The sequence below is a fragment of the Streptococcus sp. oral taxon 061 genome (assembly GCF_964211575.1).
Taxonomy (GTDB): Bacteria; Bacillota; Bacilli; order Lactobacillales; family Streptococcaceae; genus Streptococcus.
In genome coordinates this window covers 81,190-99,927 of record NZ_CAXOQQ010000001.1, presented here as the reverse complement: position 1 = coordinate 99,927, position 18,738 = coordinate 81,190, and the positions used below count along the sequence as shown (strand labels likewise).

At 40.7% G+C, this 18,738-nt stretch carries 15 protein-coding genes; 5 read left to right on the top strand and 10 right to left on the bottom strand.

Annotated elements, in window-relative coordinates:
• Window positions 1-66: 66 nt before the first annotated feature.
• The 3 genes from AB8E63_RS00490 to recJ all read right to left on the bottom strand — a co-directional run bounded on the left by AB8E63_RS00490 (window position 67) and on the right by recJ (window position 5,140).
• Entirely contained in the window at window positions 67-1,728 is a 1,662-nt protein-coding gene (locus AB8E63_RS00490; RefSeq protein WP_004251767.1) for a ribonuclease J, read from the bottom strand.
• Window positions 1,729-2,051: 323 nt separating this feature from the next.
• Complete coding sequence (locus AB8E63_RS00485; protein ID WP_006151486.1) at window positions 2,052-2,708, bottom strand: CHAP domain-containing protein; 657 nt, start codon at window positions 2,706-2,708, stop codon at window positions 2,052-2,054.
• 212 nt (window positions 2,709-2,920) lie between these two features.
• Entirely contained in the window at window positions 2,921-5,140 is a 2,220-nt protein-coding gene (recJ, locus tag AB8E63_RS00480; protein WP_368909467.1) for a single-stranded-DNA-specific exonuclease RecJ, read from the bottom strand.
• 218 nt (window positions 5,141-5,358) lie between these two features.
• Between recJ and AB8E63_RS00475 the strand changes: the two genes are divergently transcribed.
• Together AB8E63_RS00475 and AB8E63_RS00470 are read left to right on the top strand one after the other, a co-directional pair.
• Window positions 5,359-5,937 (top strand): class I SAM-dependent methyltransferase, encoded by a 579-nt coding sequence (locus AB8E63_RS00475; RefSeq protein WP_368909466.1) that lies wholly within the window; start codon window positions 5,359-5,361, stop codon window positions 5,935-5,937.
• Between the two features lie 219 nt (window positions 5,938-6,156).
• Window positions 6,157-9,891 carry a pullulanase gene (locus AB8E63_RS00470; RefSeq protein ID WP_368909465.1) on the top strand — a complete coding sequence of 1,245 codons (3,735 nt, stop codon included), beginning with the start codon at window positions 6,157-6,159 and terminating at the stop codon, window positions 9,889-9,891.
• Window positions 9,892-10,043: 152 nt separating this feature from the next.
• On the opposite strand, the gene AB8E63_RS00465 is transcribed toward AB8E63_RS00470, so the two are convergent.
• Together AB8E63_RS00465 and AB8E63_RS00460 are read right to left on the bottom strand one after the other, a co-directional pair.
• Window positions 10,044-10,481 carry an Rrf2 family transcriptional regulator gene (locus AB8E63_RS00465; RefSeq protein WP_368909464.1) on the bottom strand — a complete coding sequence of 146 codons (438 nt, stop codon included), beginning with the start codon at window positions 10,479-10,481 and terminating at the stop codon, window positions 10,044-10,046.
• Window positions 10,482-10,551: 70 nt separating this feature from the next.
• Window positions 10,552-11,391 (bottom strand): metallophosphoesterase, encoded by an 840-nt coding sequence (locus AB8E63_RS00460; RefSeq protein WP_368909463.1) that lies wholly within the window; start codon window positions 11,389-11,391, stop codon window positions 10,552-10,554.
• 145 nt (window positions 11,392-11,536) lie between these two features.
• On the opposite strand from AB8E63_RS00460, the gene AB8E63_RS00455 reads away from it, so the two are divergent.
• A complete protein-coding gene (locus tag AB8E63_RS00455; protein WP_223333731.1) occupies window positions 11,537-11,989 on the top strand; it encodes a universal stress protein in 453 nt (150 codons plus the stop codon).
• A gap of 32 nt (window positions 11,990-12,021) precedes the next feature.
• On the opposite strand, the gene AB8E63_RS00450 is transcribed toward AB8E63_RS00455, so the two are convergent.
• Window positions 12,022-13,413 carry a Cof-type HAD-IIB family hydrolase gene (locus AB8E63_RS00450; protein ID WP_368909462.1) on the bottom strand — a complete coding sequence of 464 codons (1,392 nt, stop codon included), beginning with the start codon at window positions 13,411-13,413 and terminating at the stop codon, window positions 12,022-12,024.
• 65 nt (window positions 13,414-13,478) lie between these two features.
• On the opposite strand from AB8E63_RS00450, the gene AB8E63_RS00445 reads away from it, so the two are divergent.
• Window positions 13,479-14,441 (top strand): asparaginase, encoded by a 963-nt coding sequence (locus tag AB8E63_RS00445; protein WP_368909461.1) that lies wholly within the window; start codon window positions 13,479-13,481, stop codon window positions 14,439-14,441.
• A 40-nt stretch (window positions 14,442-14,481) separates the two neighbouring features.
• Here the strand turns inward: AB8E63_RS00445 and ccpA are convergent, their stop codons facing one another.
• A complete protein-coding gene (gene ccpA, locus AB8E63_RS00440; protein WP_368909460.1) occupies window positions 14,482-15,489 on the bottom strand; it encodes a catabolite control protein A in 1,008 nt (335 codons plus the stop codon).
• Window positions 15,490-15,693: 204 nt separating this feature from the next.
• Between ccpA and AB8E63_RS00435 the strand changes: the two genes are divergently transcribed.
• On the top strand, window positions 15,694-16,011 hold the full coding sequence (locus AB8E63_RS00435) for a DUF960 domain-containing protein (RefSeq protein ID WP_004251754.1): 318 nt from the start codon (window positions 15,694-15,696) through the stop codon (window positions 16,009-16,011).
• Window positions 16,012-16,044: 33 nt separating this feature from the next.
• Here AB8E63_RS00435 and AB8E63_RS00430 read toward each other — a convergent pair whose 3' ends face one another.
• Genes AB8E63_RS00430 through folE form a run of 3 tightly spaced genes read right to left on the bottom strand, consistent with a single transcriptional unit; the run spans window position 16,045 to window position 18,735 of the window.
• Complete coding sequence (locus tag AB8E63_RS00430; protein WP_368909459.1) at window positions 16,045-17,328, bottom strand: DUF308 domain-containing protein; 1,284 nt, start codon at window positions 17,326-17,328, stop codon at window positions 16,045-16,047.
• Window positions 17,312-18,142 (bottom strand): dihydroneopterin aldolase, encoded by an 831-nt coding sequence (gene folB, locus AB8E63_RS00425; RefSeq protein WP_368909458.1) that lies wholly within the window; start codon window positions 18,140-18,142, stop codon window positions 17,312-17,314. The genes AB8E63_RS00430 and folB overlap by 17 nt, the downstream gene beginning before the upstream one ends.
• Window positions 18,143-18,180: 38 nt before the next feature.
• The gene (gene folE, locus AB8E63_RS00420) at window positions 18,181-18,735 is read right to left on the bottom strand and encodes a GTP cyclohydrolase I FolE (RefSeq protein ID WP_368909457.1); all 555 of its coding nucleotides are present in this window, start codon (window positions 18,733-18,735) and stop codon (window positions 18,181-18,183) included.
• Window positions 18,736-18,738: the final 3 nt, after the last annotated feature.

The window sequence follows — 18,738 nt, the reverse complement described above, 5'->3', positions numbered from 1 at the left end:
CTTGCTCCTTATTCGTTTGAGATAAGAAAAAGCCGAAACTCGACTTTCTCTCTTGCTATTTAATCCTTATTTTGCTTCCATGACCACTGGTAAAATGGCTGGACGACGTTTCGTTTGTTCAAAAAGGAATTTAGCCAAATTGTCACGAACCTTACCTTTAAGATCAGCCCAGTCAAAGTCCTCCCCTTGGAGATAGTCTTCGACTGTTTGGTTCACCAACTCTGTACTTTCGCGCAGAATATCTCGACTCTTCTTGAGATAGACAAAGCCACGTGTATGCACTCGTGCTTTGGCAATGATTTTCTTTTCACGACGGTTAACAGTGATAGCTACGATGAAAATACCATCTTCTGACAAGACCTTACGGTCACGAAGAACAACATTACCAACATCCCCAATAGCATTTCCGTCAATCAAGACATCACCTGCAGCAACTGCACCAGACGGGACAAAGTCCCCATGTTCATAAGACATGGTTGTGCCTTTTTTCGGGATAAAAATGCGTTCTGGCAACAACCCAACTGCCATAGCAGCCTTGGCATGAGCGTCCAACTCACGGTATTCACCCTGGATTGGGAAGAGATACTGAGGTTGTAAAAGATTAATCATCAATTGCAGATCACGCGCATTCCCATGTCCTGATACACGTAAACTTTGAGTAATCGGCTTAACGACACCACCTGCTTGGTAGACCATATTTTCTACACGTGCCATAACAGCTTCTTTAGCGATTGATGGCGTTGTAACGATATAAACCAAGTCTCCATCCTTGATTTCAACATAGCGGTGACGACCGATTGACATTTTACGGAGTCCATTAATCGGTTCACCCATACGACCGGTTTCCAAGATGATTAACTCGTGGTCTTCAAAACGAGACATATCTTTAGGTTTAATCAAGAGACTTTCGTTAGCCAATGACAATTTTTTCAAGCGAATGGCTGTACGAACGATATTTTCAATATCAAATCCAGTCAAAACAACACGACGTCCTGTCTCTGCAGCAGCATCAAAGACTTGCTGAATGCGAGAAAGGTTACTTGCAACAGCGGCTACAATGATACGTCCATCCCAGTCAGAAATGGTTTGCGTAATTTCATCACCAACTTCACTTTCGCTGGCTACTTGAATATTACTGTCTGCGTTTGCTGAGTCGCTTAGAAGAGCTAAAACTCCTTCGCGACCAATTTCTGCTAAACGACCAAAGTCAGTTGCATATGATTCGCTAGCCGTTTGGTCAAATTTGAAGTCCCCTGTATAAACGATACTTCCTTCAGATGTTTTCAAAACGACACCCAGACTCTCTGGGATAGAGTGAGTTGTACGGAAGAAGGAAACCTCAGTACCGCCAAAGTCGATTTCTGTATTTTCATCAATAACATGGAAGTCATCGAATTTTTTAGCACTATCATTTCCTTTAACAAAAAGCTTAGCAAGCTCAATTGTCAACTCTGAACCAAAAACAGGAACTTTCACTTCTGACAAAAGATAAGGAAGAGCTCCAATCGCATCCGCATGTCCGTGCGTTAAAAAGACACCTGCAATACGGTCGCTATTTTCAAACAGATATTCCATATTTGGAATAACGACATCGACACCCAACTGCTCATTTTCAGGATATTTTAAACCTGCATCTAAAACAAAGATTGAATCGTTAATTTCTGCGATGTACATGTTTTTCCCGTTTTCACGAACACCGCCTAAAGTTGTTAATTTAATATTGGTCATTTTCCCTCCGAAGTATTACTATAACGTGTTTGTAGAGCCTTCACAACTCTCTTTTTGTAAAAGTCCAATTTACTTTTATCCGAATCTTTTCCTCTCATTATACCATTTTTTTACTAATTTTCAAAATGAAGATAGGATTTTAACTAGAGAACATTCACCACTGATAACCGAATCGCCTTGCTTTGTTTTCTCTTTGCGAAATCGCTGTCCGCCAAGGGACCTAGGGACTTACTTCACAAGCAGCTACTCGGCAAAAAATCGTAATAAGGAACTTGCTCACAAATAAAAAAAGATTTAGAAGCTCTAAATCTTTTTAATCATCTTTAGTTGGGATAAATGTAAGTAACTTTACCTAAAAATTCATGTGGATTAAAGAAACCACGATAGTTAGCAATTTGTTTTTGACGTCTGTAGTTTGCTTCCAATACCTGGATAGAATTCTCATTTTGTACATCTGTCACATAAGCAACGTGTCCATATTCACCACCGTCCCAAACGGCGATTGCGCCTACTACTGGAACATCTCCTACACGATAACCTTGAGCACTAGCATAAATCGCCCAAGTATTAGCATTTCCCCACCAGTTGCTAGCCCAAGGAGCCAATTCTTTCACGCCCCATGTACACTGACCAACAGGATATGAGTTTCCATAGTCTGTCGGAGTATTCACGACAACATCATCATCTGAAGCAGGATTTAAAGTACTAGTTGCCTCAGAAGCAGGAGCACCGTATGAATAAGTAGCCTGAGCTGGACCGCTTACTTCTAACACATCCCCTGGGTGGATCATATCAAAAATGCTTTTCCCGTTATTTGCTGCCAACTCATAAGGATCCATGCCATTTGCAGTAGCAATACCAAAAAATGAATCTCCGTCTTGGACAACGTAAGAAGATGCACTAACAGTTTGAGCTCCAACTGTCGCCAAAATAGCTGTAGATGTTAAACCAAGAGTCAGTTTAGCAACTGTTTTTTTCATAATAAATTTCTCCTAAAATTTTATTGATTATTTTTAATTTTTTTGTTGACAAGAGAATCATACCTGATTTACATGTCAGTTGTTTTAGAATTATGTTGTAGTCATGTTACAAATATGTATACTTTTACTACATAACATTCTAAAGAACAAATAATTTAAAAATTATAAGAGACAACAAAAAACTGAGATAGATTATCTCAGCTTCTTTTCTTCTATTTTTCCATTAAAAAGTCATAGATTTCCTGCACCGTACCTAGTGCCATCATTTCTTGATTTTTAACAGTTTGTTTGAGATTTTGATAAATCTGACTTTCAGCGATGTCCCGTTTATCAGCATCTTTATTTACTTTCATTACACCATTCTCAATTGTGACAAAACCAAGTTCTTCAAAAATCTGAATCATTTTGACTAGCAAAATCTGTTCTATCTTCAAATAAGCTGATAAGTCCTTGAGCTTATAACGAATATCAAATTCTGGGAACTGGTAGATTGTCTTATAAAGCTTAGCGAATTGCTCTCTTGTACCATAACCTGTCAAGTAGTATGCTTTAGCGATATCATTTTTAAAGTAAATAGCAGAGAATTCCTGTTCTTGCAACACTTGTTTGAGAAGACTGAGATCCTCGGGAATATTTTTTACAACGATTGCTGGGCTAGAAAGCATTTCTGGTAAATCACTGGTGAAATCTAGGATAGGCACTCCCGCTGGTAGCTCTACACTCTTACTACGGATGTTAAAAAGTTGAACACCGTCCACACGGGCATCTACCATCATCAACTGGAGGGTTGTTTGCCCATTCCATTGGTTAACAGAAAGGGTAACTGCCAATTCCAGTTGTTTTACCTGAGAAAACTCTGTAGCCTTTGATCCTTGGCCAAAAGCTACTACCTCAAAGCTCGCGGTCCCTTTGGAAATCTTCAATTTTAGATGACTATCTCCCGCTCCCATAGAACGAGCATTTTCAACTTGAAAATCTCGAATATAAAAAACAGGTTTTTGGTTATCCATTCCAAAAGGAGCTAATCGTTCAAAGCTTTTAACCGTCTCTAAACTTAGACTTTCCAAATCTAATTCTTCATCTAGATATAATGTATTCTTTCCCTTGGCATCTATCCCTTTGTCTTTTACATAGGTTTCTAAAATTTCCGACAAGGCTTCTAGCTGTTCCGCTTCAAGTGTCATACCTGCAGCGCCTGCGTGCCCACCAAAGGCGATAAAAAGTTCCCGATGCGGATTCAAGGCTTCAAAGATATCGACTGCTTCAATACTTCGAGCACTCCCCTTGGCACGACCATCTTCAATATTCAGAACAATAACTGTCTGTCCTAATTCTTCCAACAAGCGACCAGCTACAATCCCAAGCACTCCTGGGTTCCAACCTTCTTTGGCTAAAACTTGAACACTTTTGTTAGGGTCTACCAAACTTTTAGCTTCTTCATAAATGGCTTGAACGATTTCCTTGCGTTCTTCATTTTTATCTTGAATCATGAGGGCAATCTCACGCACCTCTTTATCATCAAAGCCAGTTAGTAACTCAATAGCTGGATTGGGATCATCCAAGCGCCCTAGGGCATTCAAGCGAGGCGCCAACTGAAAACCAACCGTCTCTTCTGTAAGGTCACCACTAGAAATCCCTGCAATTTCAAATAGTTCTTGGAGGCCTAGTCTCTGGGTATTGCGCAAAACTTCTAGACCATATTGAACCATGATGCGATTTTCATCTGTCAAGCTGACCATATCGGCAATGGTCCCAATAGCAACCAAATCAAGCAACTCAACCTGCACTTCCTCCAAGAGGGCGCAAGCTAGTTTAAAAGCCACTCCACAACCTGCTAAATGTTTAAAAGGATAGTCTGATTCAGGATGCTCCGGATGAACGATTGCATGAGCATCTGGTAAGACCTCTGGTAGAGAATGGTGATCCGTTACAATAACATCTACTCCCATAGATTGAGCCAAGTCAATAGCTTCATGGCCTGCAACTCCATTATCTACGGTTACAATCAAGGATATCCCTTGTTGCTCAATGAAGTACTTGTAAACACTGGCATTAGGACCATAACCATCTGTAAAACGATTAGGAAGATAGACCAAGCACTCGGCTCCTAATTGTTCTAATGTTTCTTTAAGGATAGAAGCTGATGTCATCCCATCTGCATCGTAGTCTCCATAAATGAGAATAAATTCCCCCTGCTCTATAGCACGACGAATACGATTCACTGCCTTATCCATATCGTGGAGAAGATAGGGATCGTGTAAATCATCTAGACTTGGTGCTAAAAAACGTGTCAGACTATCTTCATCCTTAATACCACGGCTAAATAATAAACGAGCAGCTTCAGGCCCTAGCCCAGCTTTCTTGGCGATTTTTGTAAAATCTGCATCCTCAACTTGAGGTGCAAATTGCCAATTATAAGTCGGAATAATCAAAATTCATCCACTCTTTCTTACGATTCTATCGTTTTATTATAACATGATTTCAAGTTTTTCTCCTCTTTATTTTCTTAACTCTTTCAATCAAAATCCCAAAAAACTCTGGTCCTTATCAAGGTAAAAAAGAAGCTAAACACCAGTCGATAACTCTATCCCTTTCCAACAAGACGTAGCCAACATTTTAAAACATCTTCTCTTTATGCTACACTATTGACATGGAACATCATTTTAATCATCGAGCAGAATCTTTCGATTCTCCCAAAAACCAATTTCTAGCAGACCTTGTAAATGCAGAGATCAAGCAACAAGTCTCTGAGCTATCTACCAAATCAATCCTAGATTTTGGAGGAGGAACTGGACTTATCGCTCTTCCTCTAGCCAAACAAGCCAAGTCAGTGACCTTGGTTGACATCGCAGAAAAAATGCTGGAGCAAGCTCGTATCAAGGTTAAAAAGCAAAAACTTAAAAATCTACACTTGATTCAACAAGACTTAGTGCTTCAGCCATTAGAGCAAACATTCGATCTCATTATCGTTAGTCGTGTTCTTCATCACATGCCTCATCTTGATTCCAGTCTAGCTATGTTTCAGGAACATTTGACTCCCGGAGGACAACTATTTATCGCTGATTATACCGTACCAGATGGAGAAAACCATGGTTTTATTATTTCGGAACTTGAGGAGACTCTTAAAAATCATGGCTTCTCAGACATTCAGACCCAAATACTTTATAGTTCCGACAATCTTTTCCTTGATAAACCTTCTCAACTATTTCTCACATCGGCGATAAGATAATCACTTCTTAGAACAAGCGCCGAAAAAATTCTACTTCATTTTTTCTTCAGTAATCAAGCTTTTCTGTCTACTTCTTTCCAACTATTTCTATTATAAAAACTCTCCTTAAAAAATAAGGAGAGTTTCTTGTTGCCATAAAACAAGCGTCTAGGAAAACGCTTGCATAATTTTTTACCTCGTGTTATACTAATTTTAAAATAAATTTATAGGAGACTATTGATGAAAAACATATTCCCTCAACGCGAGAAAAAAATGGTTTATAGTATCCGTTCTTTGAAAAACGGAACAGGATCAGTCCTTATCGGAGCGAGCTTTATTCTACTAGCTCTTGCAACTCCTCATGTTGCTGCAGATGAGAACTTATCAAGCACTAGAGAAAATGTAAGCGCTGTTACTGTTAACCCTGTAGATACAGATTCTATGCCAACTCCAAGTCCTGTTTCTGGCCAAAACAATGAAAACGATTCCCTTAAAACTGAAGAAAAGGCTAAAGAATCTGAAGTAGCTTTAACTACTGAAAGTGCTAAAGCTGAGGGTACTACAACCAATCCTTCTAGCAATCAAGTAGAAAAGAAAGAAGAGCCAGCCACACCTTCAGAGGATAAAAAAACTGAAGTAGCTGCAAGTCCAGTTTCAGATGAAAAAACAAAAGTAGAAACTAATTCTGAAACTCCAATCGCAGACAACTACTTCCGTATCCATGTAAAAAAACTCCCAGAAGAAACTAAGGATTCTCAAGGTCTTTGGACCTGGGACGATGTCGAAAAACCATCTGAAAATTGGCCAAATGGAGCCCAGTCCTTCAAAGATGCCAAGAAAGACGACTACGGCTATTACCTGGATGTCAAACTCAAAAACGAACAAGCCAAGAAAGTCAGCTTCCTCATCAATAATAGCAAAGGTGATAACCTTACTGGAGACCGTTCGGTAGAGCTTCTTTCTCCAAAGATGAATGAAGCCTGGCTAGATGAAAGCTACAAGGTATACAACTACCGTCCTCAACCAGCTGGAACTGTTCGTGTCAACTATTTCCGCACCGATGGAAATTACGATAAAAAATCCCTCTGGTACTGGGGTGATGTCAAAAACCCAAGCAGTGGAGAATGGCCTGACGGTACTGACTTTACCGCAACAGGAAAATATGGCCGTTACATTGATATCCCACTCAATGAAGCCGCTAGAGAATTTGGATTTTTACTACTAGACGAAAGCAAGAAAGGCGATGATGTGAAAATCAGAAAAGAGGATTATAAATTCACGGATCTAAAAAATCACAGTCAGATTTTCCTCAAGGATGATGACGAAACCATCTACACCAACCCCTACTATGTGCACGATATCCGCATGACTGGTGCCCAACACGTGGCTAAATCTCGTATCGAAAGCAGTTTTTCTACCCTCGTTGGAGCTAAGAAAGATGATATCCTCAAACACTCCAGCATCACTGATTACCAAGGGAATAAAGTAGCTATCACAGACGTGGAAGTGGATGAGGCAGGTAAAAAAGTGACCTACATTGGCAACTTCTCTGACACCCAACACCCGTACACTGTCAGCTACAATTCAGACCGCTTTACCACACGTTCAAGCTGGCGCCTCAAGGATGAATCCTACAGTTACGATGGTCCACTCGGCGCAACTCTAAAAGAAGATGGCAAGCGTGTTGACCTCACCCTCTGGTCTCCAAGTGCTGATAAGGTTTCCGTTGTTGTCTATGACAAGAAAGACCCTGAAAAAGTAGTTGGAACTGTCGCCCTTGAAAAAGGAGAAAAAGGAACCTGGAAACAAACTCTGGATGCAAACTCTGGTCTCGGTATCAGCAACTACACTGGCTACTACTACCACTACCAAATCGAGCGCCAAGGTAAAACTGTCCTCGTTCTTGACCCTTATGCCAAATCATTAGCAGCTTGGAACAGTGACCTAGCAAAAACAGATGCCGCTCATAAGGTCGCTAAAGCTGCCTTTGTAGACCCATCTAAACTAGGTCCGCAAGACTTGACCTATGGAAAGATTCGTAACTTCAAATCACGTGAAGATGCCGTTATCTATGAGGCTCATGTGCGTGACTTCACTTCGGATCCTGCCATCGCAAAAGACTTGACCAAGCCATTTGGTACCTTTGAAGCCTTTATCGAAAAACTGGACTATCTCAAAGACTTGGGTGTGACCCACATCCAGCTCCTTCCAGTCTTGTCTTACTACTTTGTCAATGAATTGAAAAACCATGAACGTTTGTCTGCCTACGCTTCAAGCAACAGCAACTACAACTGGGGTTATGACCCTCAAAACTACTTCTCCTTGACTGGTATGTACTCAAGCGATCCTAAGAATCCAGAAAAACGTATCGCAGAATTCAAAAACCTCATCAACGAAATCCACAAACGTGGCATGGGTGCCATCTTGGATGTGGTCTACAACCATACTGCAAATGTTGACATTTTTGAGGATATTGAGCCAAACTACTATCACTTCATGGATGCTGATGGTTCTCCACGTACTAGCTTTGGTGGTGGTCGTCTAGGAACAACCCACTACATGTCTAAACGTGTCTTGGTAGACTCAATCAAGTATCTGGTTGATACCTACAAAGTGGATGGTTTCCGTTTCGATATGATGGGAGACCACGATGCAGCTTCTATCGAAGAAGCTTATAAGGCTGCACGCGCCCTCAATCCAAACCTCATCATGTTAGGTGAAGGTTGGAGAACCTATGCTGGTGACGAGAACATGCCTACCAAACCTGCTGATCAGGATTGGATGAAACACACAGATACTGTTGCTGTATTTTCAGATGATATCCGTAACAACCTTAAGTCAGGTTATCCAAATGAAGGTCAACCTTCCTTTATCACAGGTGGTAAACGTGATATCAATACCATCTTTAAAAATCTCATTGCTCAACCAACCAACTTTGAAGCGGACAACCCAGGAGATGTTATTCAGTATATCGCAGCCCACGATAACTTGACCCTCTTTGACATCATTGCTCAGTCTATCAAAAAAGACCCAAGCAAGGCTGAAAACTATGCTGAAATCCATCGTCGTTTGCGTCTTGGAAACCTCATGGTCTTGACAGCTCAAGGAACTCCGTTTATCCACTCTGGTCAGGAGTATGGACGTACCAAACAATTCTTGGACCCAGCCTACAAGAATCCTGTTCCTGAAGATAAGGTTCCAAACAAGTCTCACTTGTTGCGCGACAAGGACGGCAAGCCATTTGTCTATCCTTACTTTATCCATGACTCTTACGACTCTAGTGATGCTGTCAACAAGTTTGATTGGACCAAGGCAACAGATGGTAAAGCCTTCCCTGAAAATGTCAAGAGCCGTAACTACATGAAAGGATTGATCGCCCTTCGTCAATCGACAGATGCCTTCCGACTCAAGAGTCTGCAAGACATCAAAGAGCGCGTCCGCCTCATTACTGTCCCAGGACAAAATGGTGTTGAAAAAGAAGATGTGACCATCGGCTACCAAATCACTGCTCCAAACGGCGATGTCTACGCAGTATTTGTCAATGCAGATGATAAGGCTCGTGAATTTACTCTAGGAGCTGCCTTTGCTCACTTGAGAAAGGCTGAAGTCCTCGCAGATGAAAATCAAGCCGGACCAGTAGGAATCGCCAACCCTCAAGGTCTCGAATGGACTGAAAAAGGATTGAGACTGAACGCTCTCACTGCTGTTGTTCTCCGCTTGTCACAAGGCGGTGCCATTGTCGCTCCAACTGTAGAAGAAAAACCAGAATTTGATATTTCTAGCTTGGAAGCTGACCAAAGTCAAGCCCAAAACCTAGCTACAAATCCTGAAACTCAGGAAACTGTTGCAGAGACTCTTTCTCAAAAAGTCCTTCCAAAAACAGGAACTGAAAACAAATCACCACTTGCTCTAGCTGGATTCAGCATCCTTACCCTTCTTGGACTTGGAAGTTTCCTAAAGAAAAAAGAGAAATAATAGGGCTATAGGCTTCAATAATTCAGCACTTTATAAATAATCAACAAAAAAGCAAGAACTAAAAAATTCTTGCTTTTTTAAATTAGAGAGTCAAAATTGAGACTTTTATTACCAGAGGATTCCCTTATAAGAAAAGAGGAACTAAATTCCTCTTAACTTTTTATTTTTGCTTTTGCATCTGCCACTAGTTGAGCAAGACTAGTTTGACCCAACTCCTGCTCCATTGCCATCTGAATCTTATCGAGTTTTTGATCCAAAACCCCATGAATATTTGCTCCAATAGGACAATTTGGATTCGGATTGTCATGAAAGCTAAAGAGTTGACCCGTTTTCCCTAGACATTCAACTGCTTGGTAAATATCCAAGAGACTGATATCTTCAAGATTTTTGATAATTTCTGCCCCTCCAGTCCCACGCGCGACGGAAATCAATTCTGCTTTTTTCAGTTGGGACAAGGTTTTACGTATAATAACTGGATTGACTCCAACACTACTAGCTAGAAAATCGCTGGTTACCTTGCTTTCCTTCCCTTTTAGGGCAATGATTACCAACATATGTGTCGCAATGGTAAATCGGCTTGAAATTTGCATGCAGTCCTCCTTTATTATCAACCAAGCTCATTCTTCTCTTATATTTATTATATCTCCTAGAGTTGTAATGTCAAGAGTTACGACTAAGCCAGTCGTCCAATTCAACATCATGTCCTTGACTCTGAGCGATTTCGTGCAACAAGTCCTGATTATGGGTATGGTGAATTCCATTGACTAAGCTTTCATAGTATACCTCATAGTAGGGCAATTTCAAATCTCTAGCCAATTGTAATTCTGACTCAACATCGTAATCAACACGACGAAAATCTATATCCTTCAAACCTTTGTCATCAAAATCTAAAATCATATATTGCGCCCGCAAATCCTCACGTAGACTTGCTGATAAAAAGAAGGGTTGCCCAATCGAACCAGGATTCAAAATAAGTTGCCCACCACTTCCATAACGTAGAAATTGCTGGTGGATATGCCCATAGATGGCAATATCGCAGTCAGGATTCGTCACCAAACGATCGAAATCTTCTTGCTTTCCAAGATGAATCAGTTCTCTTCCCCAATTTTTATCCGGCAAATGATGGCTTATCCCTACCTTCAGATTTCCAAACTGGCGGTGGATGTGCATTGGAAATGCCTGTAGAGCTTCAATTTCATCTAGACTAATTTCTTCCATAATATACTGGCATTGGCGCAAGAGGTAGCGATGGCTAGGTCTACTTGTATCTAATTTTCGATGAGCAGCTCGCCATAAACTCTCTTCCCAATTTCCCAGAACTCGAATCGTAATCGGCAAGTCCTCTAATCGTCTGAGAATATTTTTTCGTCCTGTCCCAGGCATGAGAATATCTCCCAAAAGCCAATATTCCTCAACTCCTGCCTTTTCCGCATCTGCGAGAACTGCTTCCAATGCTCCTGTGTTGCCATGAATATCTGAAAGTACCGCAATTTTTGTCATATCAATCCCTCATGTTTTCTCACATTTAATTATAACACTCTCAAAACCAAAGTCAAAAAGCATCTTGTTTGCTATCATGTTTTACTTTACTTTTTTAGTGAAAAGGATTACAATGAAGGTGATAAGAAATAAGGAGGTTTTTGCTATGACACAACGTTACGAAAACATCATGGTAGCAGTCGACGGTTCAAAAGAAGCTGATTTGGCTTTTGTCAAAGGAGTTCAATCAGCAGTGCGTAACCAGGCTAAATTAACCATTGCCCATGTCATTGATACTCGTGGTATTCAAAGCATTTCAACTTTCGATGCAGAAGTTTACGAAGAGTTACAAGTGGAGGCCCAAGATTTGATGGCAGAATATGAAAAACGTGCAAGAGACGCTGGTCTTACAGATATTCAAGTTGTCATCGAAATGGGAAATCCTAAAACTCTATTAGCCAAAACAATCCCTGAACAAGAACATGTTGATTTGATTTTGGTTGGAGCAACAGGACTTAACGCCTTCGAACGTTTGCTTGTCGGATCTTCATCAGAATATATTTTACGCCACACAAGCGTTGACCTTCTCGTCGTTCGAGACAAGGATAAAACTTTATAAATAGACTAAAAAAGGAGCCAATGGGCTCCTTTTTATTGTTTCTTTTCTCTTTCTTTATGGCGTTCATAAGCCTTGATTTGGCGTTCAATTTCCTTTTTGATCGCAGGTTCTGGGGCGTATTTTTCTTTCCAGTTATCTGGTTTCAAGATTTTGTGGGTTACTGGATCAAAATGAGCTTTACCATCTGGGAAGATTTTACCCATATTCGCTTGATGGACAATTTCAAAGATTCTCTCTGGGTCTACCCCCATCAGAACAAAACTTCCATAGGTAAAGTAAAGCGTATCAATCAAAGCATCTACTTGACCAACGAGGCTTTTCTCAGCTGGTGTTGATTTGCTTACTTTTTCGGCTGCTTTATCAAGTGCCTGGTGCAAATCTTGTACAGCTTGTTTGAATTCCTCTTCAGAATGGCTTGCAGCACGGACAAATTCAACTAACTCTTCAATCTTAAAGCCAGCGCGATGAGTTGCCCCTTGCAAATCCCAAGCTATTGGTTCTTCTTGAGTTCGCTCGTCCATCATACGATGGAAAGTTTTAACCTTGTTGAAATGATAGTCGCGACTGACAAAGACTTTTTCAGAAGACAAAACTCCAAAATATTCTAAAGCCTTGTGAATCCCATCATTTTGGTTGCTAGCAGTGATATGCTTGGCAACTTCTTTTACACTGCTACTACCATTTCCCATGGCAACAGACATACCAACACCCGCCAACATTTCCAAGTCATTATCCGAGTCTCCAAAGGCCATGACTTGATTGAGTTCAAAACCATACTCTTTTCCGACACGGCGAATTCCCTCTAACTTGGAATTTCCTTGATTGATAATGTCAGCCGCGAAAGGATTACTTCTGGTGAACTTCAGATTGTTTAATTCTTCAGCAGCATGGTTTGTCTCCTCAGGCGTCATCAACATGAGCACTTGATAGATCGGTTGATTGATTAAGTCCAACAAATCATCTTCCTTCTGAGGAAGGGCCTTACTGACCATACGATTAAAGGAATGACTAACAGTACGAGTCAAAAATTTAGGTACAAATCGACTAACTAGTTGTGAAAGAGGACTGAGTCCAAAGGACATAATCCGAGAACCGACAACATCTTGTCTCGTTCCCATGGCAATCTCTTTTCGATTTTTCTTGGCGTAAGAGATGATTTGTCTAAGACTTCCCTTATCAATAGGGCTAGCAAAAAGAACACGATCTTTGTTAAAGATATATTGGCCATTGTAGGTTACTGCAAAATCCAGATCCAAATCATCCATCAAATCCTTAACAAAAAAAGGTCCTCGCCCTGTTGCTACCCCAACAAGTACCCCTTGTTCTTTCACAATCTTGATAGCTTCTTTAGTGGACTTCAAAACACTCTTACGGTCATTTACAAGCGTTCCATCGATATCAAAAAAAACTGCTTTGACTTCCATCCTATCTCATTCCTTTCTTTTATGATACAATGATTATACCACATTTCAGAAAAAGTGAGTGAATCATGACTAAGAAAATCCTTGTTTTACATACTGGTGGCACTATCTCCATGCAGGCAGATGAATCTGGAGCTGTAAGGACTAGTGCTGATAACCCTATGAATCATATCTCTAATCCTCTCGAAGGTGTCGAAGTCCATTCCTTGGATTTTTTAAATTTGCCTAGCCCACACATCAAACCCAAGCATATGCTAGCTCTTTACAAAAAGATAAAAGAAGAGGCAGCTGCATACGATGGCGTTGTGATTACACATGGGACAGATACTCTAGAAGAAACGGCTTATTTCCTCGACACCATGGAAGTACCTCATATACCTATCGTCCTGACAGGCGCTATGAGAAGCTCCAATGAACTGGGAAGCGATGGCGTCTACAATTATCTCAGTGCCTTACGCGTTGCGAGTGATGACAAGGCTTCAGATAAGGGTGTCTTGGTCGTTATGAACGATGAAATTCACGCCGCTAAATATGTCACAAAAACGCATACTACTAACGTTAGTACCTTTCAAACACCAACTCATGGGCCACTCGGGCTCATTATGAAGCAGGAAATCCTCTACTTCAAAACGGCTGAACCTCGTGTTCGTTTTGACCTTGAGAGCATTCAAGGGTTGGTCCCTATTATCCCTGTTTATGCGGGCATGACCGATGAACTTCTCGATTTACTTCCTGTTGACCAACTAGATGGATTGATTATTCAGGCTTTTGGCGCTGGAAATGTACCTAAGGAAACAGCTGAAAAATTAAAATCTCTTTGTCAGTCAGGACTTCCTATTGCACTTGTTTCTCGTTGTTTCAATGGGATAGCAGAACCTGTTTACGCCTACGAAGGCGGTGGTGTCTGCCTACAAAATGACGGTGTTTATTTTGTAAAAGAACTAAACGCTCAGAAAGCACGGCTCAAGCTCCTCATTGCAGTTAATGCAGGGCTTAAAGGCGATGAGCTCCGGGCATATATGGAAGGATAAGAAAAACCCAGGAAATCAGTTAGATTCCTGGGGATTTTTATTACTTTTTGCGAGTTGATTTGCGTTCTGTCAAACCGTGAGGGAGAAGAACTTCACGTTCCTCCAATTCTTCCTTATGCATAATCTTAGTCAACATACGCATACTAATCGCACCAAGGTCATACAAGGGTTGTGCGATAGTTGTCAGATTTGGTCGAGTATAGCGTGCGATTTGAGAATCATCACTTGTAATGATTTCAAAGTCTTCTGGTACTGAAACTCCATGGTCAGCTAAGCCGTTCAAGAGACCAGCTGCCAATTCATCACCCGTCACAATCGCTGCAGTTGCTTTTGAAGAAACTAAGCGTTCTGCCAAGGCATAGCCATCATCATAGCGATATTTAGACTCAAATACAAGACCTTCACTGTAGTTGACTCCAGCCTGTTTCAAAGCTTCTTTGTACCCAACCAAGCGAATTTTTCCGTTAATATCATCTACCAATGGTCCGCTAACAAAAGCAATCTTCTTGTTACGCTTCAACAAATGACGAACAGCATCCGCAGTAGCATTCTTATAGTCAATATTAACACTTGGAAGCTGATGTTCTACGTCCACTGTTCCTGCAAGAACTACAGGGGTGCGTGAGCGTGAAAACTCTGAGCGAATTTTCTCTGTTAAGTGATAGCCCATAAAGATAATACCATCAACTTGTTTTGAAAAGAGTGTATTCACTACTGCCACTTCTTTTTCATCATCCTCATCACTATTCGCAAGGACGATGTTATATTTGTACATCTCTGCAATATCATCAATCCCTTTTGCTAGCGCAGCAAAATACGTGTTAGTGATATCTGGAATGACAACCCCAACAGTTGTTGTTCGTTTGCTTGCCAAGCCACGAGCTACTGCATTTGGACGATAGTCTAGGCGATCAATCACCTCTAGAACTTTCTTACGAGTGTTTTCTTTGACATTCTTGTTGCCATTGACTACACGACTGACAGTTGCCATTGAAACTCCTGCTTCTCGGGCAACGTCATAAATTGTTACTGTATCATCTGTGTTCATACCGTTTCCTTTCTAATGTTGAAAATTTTGTTTTCATGTTTACACCACTACTAGTTTACCACTAATTGTAAGCATTTTCAAGGATTAATTGAACTTTCTTTGAAAAAATTTCACCGATAATCATATTTTTGTAAATTAGTTTACTTTTCTTGATTTTTAGGCCAGTTTGCAGTATGATAATAAAAAATTAAGTAGGAGGCATGGATGGCTTTTACGGATTCTCATAGACGTTGTGCCAGCTTTGGTGTGGTAACAAATCTTCCAGACGATGTGATTGACTCAATTTGGTACATTATTGATCATTTCTTAAAGCATGTTTTTGAATTAGAAGATGAGTTGGAATTTCAGCTCTTAAACAGTAACGGCTCCATCACCTTCCGTTTTTCAAGTGAGCACCTACCGACTACGATTGACTTCGATTTTAATCATCCCTTTGACCCATTGTACCCACCGAAAGTACTTGTTATGGATATGGACGGTAAGGAAACCATCCTCCTACCTGAAGAAAATGACCTATTTTAAAAACTCTAGTCTTCTGACTAGAGTTTTCTTATTTTAATAAATAGAACGACTGACCACGATACCACTCGGTTTTTTAAATTCTAAATCAAGATAGTCCTGATAAGTCCCAGGGACGATAAAACCTTGGGGACTCAGGATATCTGTTCCAGCCTCTCCAACAATAGAGTCGGCCAATAGAACACAGTTTGTACTGAGAACAAAGTAGGTTTTAAATTTAGATGATGTGAACTTATAGAGGGTTGCATCAGCCTCGTGTTTCAGCTGATAAGAGTAGGTATGTTTGACCTCTCCTTCCCTTCTTTTCAGTAGTTGTGAACTTGGTTCCCAAGGTATCAAGAGGCTTTCTATCTCTCTCAATCGTTCTTCGATGGCTTTTTTCTGTTGTTGAGACAGGCTTAAACCATAGGCGAATAGGGTTTTCTGGCTTTCTCTCTTACAAAGTTCAATATATTTTTCACGATTGGCCTTAAATAAAACCCCGTCGCCAATTGTACCAAACAAGCGTTCTGAATGTGGGTCATAAGAACCGTAGGAAATAACCTGACTTTGATAGCAGATATCTACATGACCCATTGCCAAGAAGAAAGATGATTCTGAAGTATGGATGAAAATTTCTAAATCAACAGATTTTTCATTTTTTCTCTCCAAATGCACTTCATTTTCTTCTACCTGATGACTAGATAACCTTTCATTCCATCGTCGTAAGGTGCTGATGGGAATCAATGCTGTCATGAATATAGGTAGGGTCATTCTCATTCTACGTTTGAGCTTAGGATTGCTTCTCCCTTTTTCAAAAAAGAAACCATCTCTTAGGCTGCTTGCCCCCAACATAATCAAGTAAAAACCAAGTAAGAGCAATTCAAAATTTGTCGCATCATGAAAGGGGGAAATACTATAGAAACCAAATCCCATCATCCATACAGCATCAAATAAGTAATTAATCCTTGGATAAATATGATTTTTTCGGTATAGCAACCAGGTAATCAGACTGATTAGGCCTGTAAAAAGCTGATAACTTCCAATGAGAATAACCAAGAGATAGAGAGCGATGCCCTGCAAGATGACTGAATCAAATAGGATGACTGCAAGAAAAAGTTTGGCTAGAGTTACAAATATATTTTCTCTACGGGACTTTTCTTGAAACCATCGCGTCAATAGTTGCCAAACTGCTGACAAGGAAAAGTAGGCCATCAGGAGTTGGTAACCCAGTATCGGAACTACCTGCCCAAAACAAACTAAGAGAAGGCCTAAGACAATAGCTACAAGACCTTCCCCTATACTTTTCCATTTACTATAAGTTTCAGAAAACTTGGCCATTGTCTTTCTCCAATTGAAGATATAAGTGACGAATCGGTTGTCCTAGGACTGGATGGATAAAATGAGGCGCAATTTCCTGCAGCGACTCTAAGACAAAGAGTCGCTCAGCAACATAAGGATGCGGCAAGATGAGATTATCTGTATAAATTACTTGATCCTCTACAAAGAGCAAGTCCAAGTCAATCAAACGAGGTCCCCAATGCACTTCTCTAACCCGACCCATTTCTGCCTCAATGTCCAACAAGGTATCTAACAAGACTGGGGCTGGAAGCCAAGTTTCGACTTCAATGACCTGATTGGCAAAACTATCTTGTTCTACACCACCCCATGGCTCAGTTGTAATCACACTAGATTCTTTGAGAATACGAATGCCTCGAGTACGCATCTTGTCAAGAGCTAGTTCGAGATTAGCCGTCTTATCCCCCATATTGCTACCTAGAGCAATAAAGGCTCTTTGTTTGCGGCGATGGATGGTTACTGAACAGGTGTCTAGTGGTAGATGAATAGGCGCCCATGGTTTTTTGAGTTCCAGTTTAATTTCTTGAACTATTGGATAAGTTTCAAAAGTCCGCTCTACTAGTTTGTAGGCTACTGTTTCAATCAAGTCTTCAGTGGTTTCCTGAAACCAAGTCGTCCATTGCTGACAGAGCTCGCCATAATGGACAGAAGCTTCCAAATCTAAGTCCGTAGCAGCCTTGGTCATATCATAGGATAAGCTTGCATCAATGATAAATTTTTGACCCAGTTCCTTCTCACTCGGGAAAAGACCATGATAGGCAAAAATTTCCAAATCCTTAATGCGCAATTGATCCATAACTAGTCCTTTCTAGAAAAAATCGTTTGAATCGATTTTTATAACCCCATGAGACGGTATGCTTGATCTCGAAGATCTTTGTCTGTCTCAAAAACTCCACGAGCTACTGTTGTCAAGGTTGCAGTTCCTGGTTTTCGAACACCACGCATGCTCATACACATATGCTCTGCTTCAATAACAACGAAAGCACCTTTGGCACCTAGATATTCCATCAAAGCATCTGCTACTTCGATATTCAAGCGCTCTTGAATCTGTGGCTTTTTAGCATAAACTTCCACAGTACGTGCCAGCTTTGACAAACCTGCCACACGTCCGTCTGGAATGTAGGCGATATGAGCTTTCCCATAAAATGGCAAGAAGTGATGTTCACACATGGTATGGAAAAAGATATCCTTTTCCACTACCATATTGTCATCAATAATCTCAAAGGATTTTGACAGGTGCTCTTCAGCAGTTTGCCCAAGACCTGAAAAAATCTCTTGGTACATACGAGCGACACGTGCAGGAGTTTCCTGCAAGCCTTCGCGATTTGCATCCTCACCAACTGCCTCGATAATTATTTTTACAGCTTCTTCAATCTTTTGTGTATCCATTTT